Source organism: Elusimicrobiota bacterium, from assembly GCA_041658405.1.
In the GTDB taxonomy this organism is placed as follows: Bacteria; Elusimicrobiota; UBA5214; order JBBAAG01; family JBBAAG01; genus JBBAAG01.
In genome coordinates, this window is the sequence record JBBAAG010000122.1 from 1 (window position 1) to 5,386 (window position 5,386).

At 39.6% G+C, this 5,386-nt stretch carries 6 protein-coding genes; 4 read left to right on the forward strand and 2 right to left on the reverse strand.

All coding sequences use genetic code 11. The features are described from left to right. Positions 1–231, reverse strand: a 231-nt coding sequence (locus WC955_12935) for a hypothetical protein (GenBank protein ID MFA5859959.1), incomplete at its 3' end; no start/stop codon positions are given. Then, positions 228–653, reverse strand: a complete 426-nt coding sequence (locus WC955_12940) for a CoA-binding protein (GenBank protein MFA5859960.1) — start codon at positions 651–653, stop codon at positions 228–230. The genes WC955_12935 and WC955_12940, both read right to left, overlap by 4 nt. Before the next feature lie 105 nt (positions 654–758). Here WC955_12940 and WC955_12945 point away from each other — a divergent pair, with 105 nt between their 5' ends. From WC955_12945 to WC955_12960, 4 genes are all read left to right on the forward strand, one after another. Then, the gene (locus WC955_12945) at positions 759–2,162 is read left to right on the forward strand and encodes a glycosyltransferase family 2 protein (GenBank protein ID MFA5859961.1); all 1,404 of its coding nucleotides are present in this window, start codon (positions 759–761) and stop codon (positions 2,160–2,162) included. A gap of 189 nt (positions 2,163–2,351) precedes the next feature. Beyond that, on the forward strand, positions 2,352–4,061 hold the full coding sequence (locus WC955_12950) for a tetratricopeptide repeat protein (protein ID MFA5859962.1): 1,710 nt from the start codon (positions 2,352–2,354) through the stop codon (positions 4,059–4,061). 66 nt (positions 4,062–4,127) lie between these two features. Next, complete coding sequence (locus WC955_12955) at positions 4,128–4,721, forward strand: sigma-70 family RNA polymerase sigma factor (GenBank protein MFA5859963.1); 594 nt, start codon at positions 4,128–4,130, stop codon at positions 4,719–4,721. 50 nt (positions 4,722–4,771) lie between these two features. Further along, entirely contained in the window at positions 4,772–5,386 is a 615-nt protein-coding gene (locus WC955_12960; protein ID MFA5859964.1) for a hypothetical protein, read from the forward strand.

Here is a 5,386-nt window from a genome sequence, read left to right on the forward strand (position 1 = left end):
CAGAATTGCGGCGGTAACCCCTGCGGATACTGCGCAGGTTATCTGTTTATAACGTATAAAATTCAGTATAACATCAATCCCGAGCGCAGTAATAAGGACTACAATAAAATTCAAGAGTTCTTGCGGCGATTTTATCCATCCCGGGATGAGGTACAACAGGGTCACTTTGAACACATCTGACATTACGTGTTCGTTTGACCCTTTTTTTCGGATTAACGGAAAAACTATCATTTTACTCCGGCTAAAAACGCGTGGAATTTATGTAATCCTTTACCGTACAGCATCATAGGGCACGCAATTTTTGTCTCAATCCCAGCGTCTTTACATATCTGCAACGTTTCGGGATCAACAGTTTTTTTGTTATGGAACAATATCCTCTTCACACCTTTTTCTATAAGCAGAGGTACAACCTTTTTTGTGTTCTCGCTTTTCAATAATACGTACGCGCAGTGCGGGACTAACGGGAGTTCACTGAACCCGCGATAAACTTTTTGGCTGAACTTCGCACCGGGGTTGGTGTTCATGGGATACACTTTTATCCCGCTATTAGTGAACGCATCGGAGATCATACTGCAAAACCGCGTATTCCTGCTGGAGAAACCTATAAACAAAACATCGGCAGTATCAACGAATTTACTTCCTGTGGTTGCCATAAAAATCCTCCTATAACAATCATGTGTATTTTCCATATAATATAGTATAATATAACCATTAATTAGTCGGTTTGTAAAGGAAAAGGGTTGTTTAATTAAGTTGTAATGGACGCATTTGTATCTATAGCGTTAGTAGTAAACGTATTAGCGCTTTTCTTTTTTTTGCAGTTAATCGGTTACGGTATATACTCATACTTTCTCTATTGGAGTAAAACAGTTAAGTTTACAACGGAGAAACTAGTTGAAGTATCAAAAACCATCAACCGCGGGTTGCCCAAGATCACGGTATTGATTGCAGCGAAGGACGAGGCAAGTGTTATATCAGCTACAATCGCTAAGATGGTAGAACTTGAATATCCAAAAGACAAGCTTAGGTTCATATTTGTTCTTGATGAGAAAGAACGTGAAGAAAATCCGTACGAAAACACAACGCATTATTACGTGGAAGAACGGCAAAAGTATTACAATACGCTTTACAATACCAGCCTGGTCAACTATGTAAGCGTCCCGAAATGTTTCGACGGTAACTATCCCGGATGTATGCTTAAAGATTCCGTACATTCCACAAAACCCCGTGCGCTGAACTGGGCATTAAGGTTCATCGATGATGATACCGATATACTAGGGTTTTATGACGCGGATAGCCATCCTCAAAAGGATACATTGTTGGTGGTTGCAAACAAATTTATTACTGAACAAGATAAAGAACTTTTTATGCAGGGGTCGGTAATACAGGTAAGAAACTATTTTAGTATATCGTTATTAAACAAAATCTACGCACTGAATCAGGGAATGACACATGAATGGTTTCTGCCGATACTACTGAAACACCTGCCGTTTATCGGAGGTACAAACTTTTTTATTGACAAAAAGTTGATGCTACGCCTTAACGGTTTTGATGCTGATACGTTGACGGAAGACCTGGACTTCGGGATAAAAGCATACCTAAAAGAAAAAAAATGGCCGGATTTTCTTCCTTGTGTAACACTGGAACAAACCCCGCCGAACTATAAATCATACTTTGTGCAACGCGCACGCTGGGCTGCCGGGTTGCTGCAGGTAACACAAAAAGTTATGAAGCATAAGCTGAGCACCATGATACTATTTATAATTGCAGGATTAATGTTCTACGGATTTATCCCGTTAGTATTGTTTCAGATAGTAGCATTAAGTTCATTATTATACATCATCGTACCGTTAATAGGCGGCGTAGAAAGTTTAGCGCATCACGTATTCCCGGAGATTTTATTCTTCAACGCTGTATATATAGCATACGTATTGTTATCTGTTTGGTACTTTGTATGTAACTACCAACGCAACTATATTGCAAAACCTGTTGGCAGGACGGTTATACAAAAACTATCGGAACTCCTTATATTCCTTGTACTACCGGTAGCACCGCTGTTAGGCTGTATGCCGTATACCTACGGAATGATAAAAGGCTTAGTCAATAAATCATCACTACGCTGGGTAAAAACCACGCGGACATACGAATCCATAACGGAATAACAGGGCATTGCTCAATTTATCTACTATTATTAATGTATAATATTGATAAATTTTTTAGGAGTATCATTTAAAAAATTGTTTATGTTATCCAGACCCGGTAAACGTCAGACTCACAAAGCTTTACCCGCCATAATTTTAGTCCTTACATCCATATTTCTCGGAGTATTATCCGCTAATGAGGATACGATCATGGAAGAAATGCCGCAGCAGCAAGATAATACTGTCCCCGGGATGACTATGAATGACGGGATAGAATATTATAAAACACAACGCTATGTTGAAGCTGAGAATGTGTTTACCGCGATACTTATGAACAGCGATATGGCTATTGGGGCACGTGATAATGCAATGCTGTATCTTACAAAAACTTTATATGAACAAAACAAGTTTAACGATATAATAACTATGCTTGAGCAATTTACCAGTTCAAACAATGTATTATCTCCTGAATTAATGTTCTACTACGGCACGGCGTACTATAAACAAGGCAATACCGGTGTAGCAATACAATGGCTTACTACTGCGGTATCCTCAGCACCGGAGCACGCACTTGCAAATTTCAACCTCGGGATCGCGTATTATAAAGTAGAAGATTATGAGAAAACAAAAAAATTTATTACGAAAGCTATAGCGCTTGATAATACCTTAACTTCCCGGGGGTATTACCTCCTTGGCATATCGGCATATAAAGTACAGGACAGCACTGCTGCGGTTAAATGGCTGTCGAAGCTTGTACAGGAGTTCCCATATTCGAATTATTTAATTCCGGCGGAAAATATTTTGTACAACAAACTCGGGGTTAAAAAAGAAGATTTATTTGTACCGGATACCAGCGGGACTGATATAGAAACCTTACCTGTTAGTAAAACAAAACGGTATTCATTGAAGTTTGACATTACCGGCGGGTATGACAATAATCTTAATTACCTGAATCTTAACGTGAATGATGTCCAAAATATTACGGATGACCAGTATACCCTGGGTTTTAGCGGGAGTTACTTATTGGCTAATACCATTATTGCGGGGTATAGTTTTAATAATGCAAGCCATCCAAATAATGAGTATTACAATTTCTATGGCCATACCGGTAATATCGTGTGGAACTACATCCCTCACGGAAAAGTTACGAGTAATGTTAATTATTCATATAACTATGCATTTTGTTATGAACAACCATTAAGTGCAACACATACCGGCGCACTAAACTTTTCTTTTCAGGAAGCAGAAAACCTTACCGGCGGATTAAGCATATCGTACAGCCAATACGAATACTTAAATGAATCGTTTACTTATCTAAACGGCTGCGCTCAAAACTATAATTTCTCGCAATACCTCCGCGCGTTTGAGATCGGTTTTATATACGCCGGGTTGTCAAGCAACAATCTGCTAACCGGCAGTTTATCCGGCCTGGAATATAACTACTATTACTATGCCAGTAGTACAACCTGGGTGAATAAGTATACTGAATACTATCATCCATGTAGTAATGTAACAAATAGCGTGTATGTAAACGTAAATCTCCCGATAAGCAAAAAACTTGATTTTTACATATACGCCTCCCGCGCGGTTGTGACTTATAATGAACAGGATAGATGGTATACACAACCTGTGACAAATACGTGGTATCTCTATAATGACACCACATGGTACGAGTATGTGGAGGGCGTATGGATTAACCAGGGCACCACCGGGCCGGTAACGCCAAAACTTATAAAAAAGAAAAGAACGGATGTCCGGGATCTTTATAGCGTGACATTACAATATGAACTTGCAAAAAACTTTTTTGTATCAGCATATTATTCTTCTACACAGAATAAGTCAAATTTTAATGTGTCCGATTATGAAGACAAAAATTACCAGAAAACGTACTATTATTTTGGTGTAACCTTGAAAATATAAGGGAACTTATTATACACAACAATCGTCTTATATAATTATATTAAATACAGAATGCCGGGGAAGTTGATGAATACAGATACTGAACATACAAAATCCGAATCTGAGCAGGACCGTGAACTTATAGCCCGTGCAGCTGGGAATAACGTTACTGCGTTTGAAGAACTTATTAAGAAATATGAATTAACAGTTTACGGTATTGCCCGCGCGTTTATGGGAAATGATCCTGATGCCGCTGACCTTGCACAGGATGTGTTTATCAAAATATTTAAATCCTTAAAATCCTTCCGCCATGAATCAGCGTTTTCCACTTGGCTTTACCGTATAGTGTACACCACTTTTGTGGATTATAAAAAGTCAGGCAAAGCTAAAAACATTGCCGTATCAGTACCAATCGATGATGCTGTTAATATTGCCGCGCCGGGTGATGATCCCGGTATTTCCGCGCAAAAGGAGCAGGTTAGGGATATTGTATCCCAGGCATTACTCATGATCCCCGAGAATTTTCGATTACCCGTGATAATGTATGACATACAGCGATTTGATTATCAGGAGATCGCGGAGATCACAAAAACCAACCTTGGTACCGTAAAATCGAGGATTAACCGCGGGCGTGAGATGTTACGAAAAAAAATAGTTGAAAATTGGGGGAACATTTCTTAGTATCGCATCGTCTAAAGCTATAAGAAGAAGTATTTAGGAGAAAAAGTGTTATGAATGAACAAAGAATAGTGGAAGCCCTGAACAATATGAAACCTGCGGAATTACCAGCAGGGTTTGATCAGAACCTGCATTTAAAACTCGCAGAAACAGCACAGGAGAATGTAAAACCCGCAAGCGTATTTTCAAAGTTTACCACAAGTTTTAACTCAAACTACGTTTTAGTATACGCGTTCAGTACCGCAATGTTTCTTTTGATAGGCCTTGCGGGAATCCAGAAGATGATGAATACAACAACGACACAGTATGCAGGTGAAAAATCTGCGGTGATCTTAAGCGCGGATAAGGGCGCGGGAAGTTTGACAACCTGTGCAGCTACGGACTCTGTAGGGTTAAACCAGGAGTCGTATTTAAGGTTAAATTTTAAGTCAGGAAAAGATATCAAAGGCATATCTTTCGAAGTTACCCTTCCTGAAGGAGTAATAGCGGTCGGCCAGGAGGGAAACAGCCGTAAAGTAGGGTGGAACACGTCGCTGGTGAAGGGCGAGAACTTTGCGTTAATCAAAGTAAAAGGCGCAAAATCCGGAGACTGGCAGCTTGAAGTACGGATAAAGAAAGATGGGCTGGAGAAACAAATGAAACGCTCCGTAAAGGTTACGGGCGTTTAA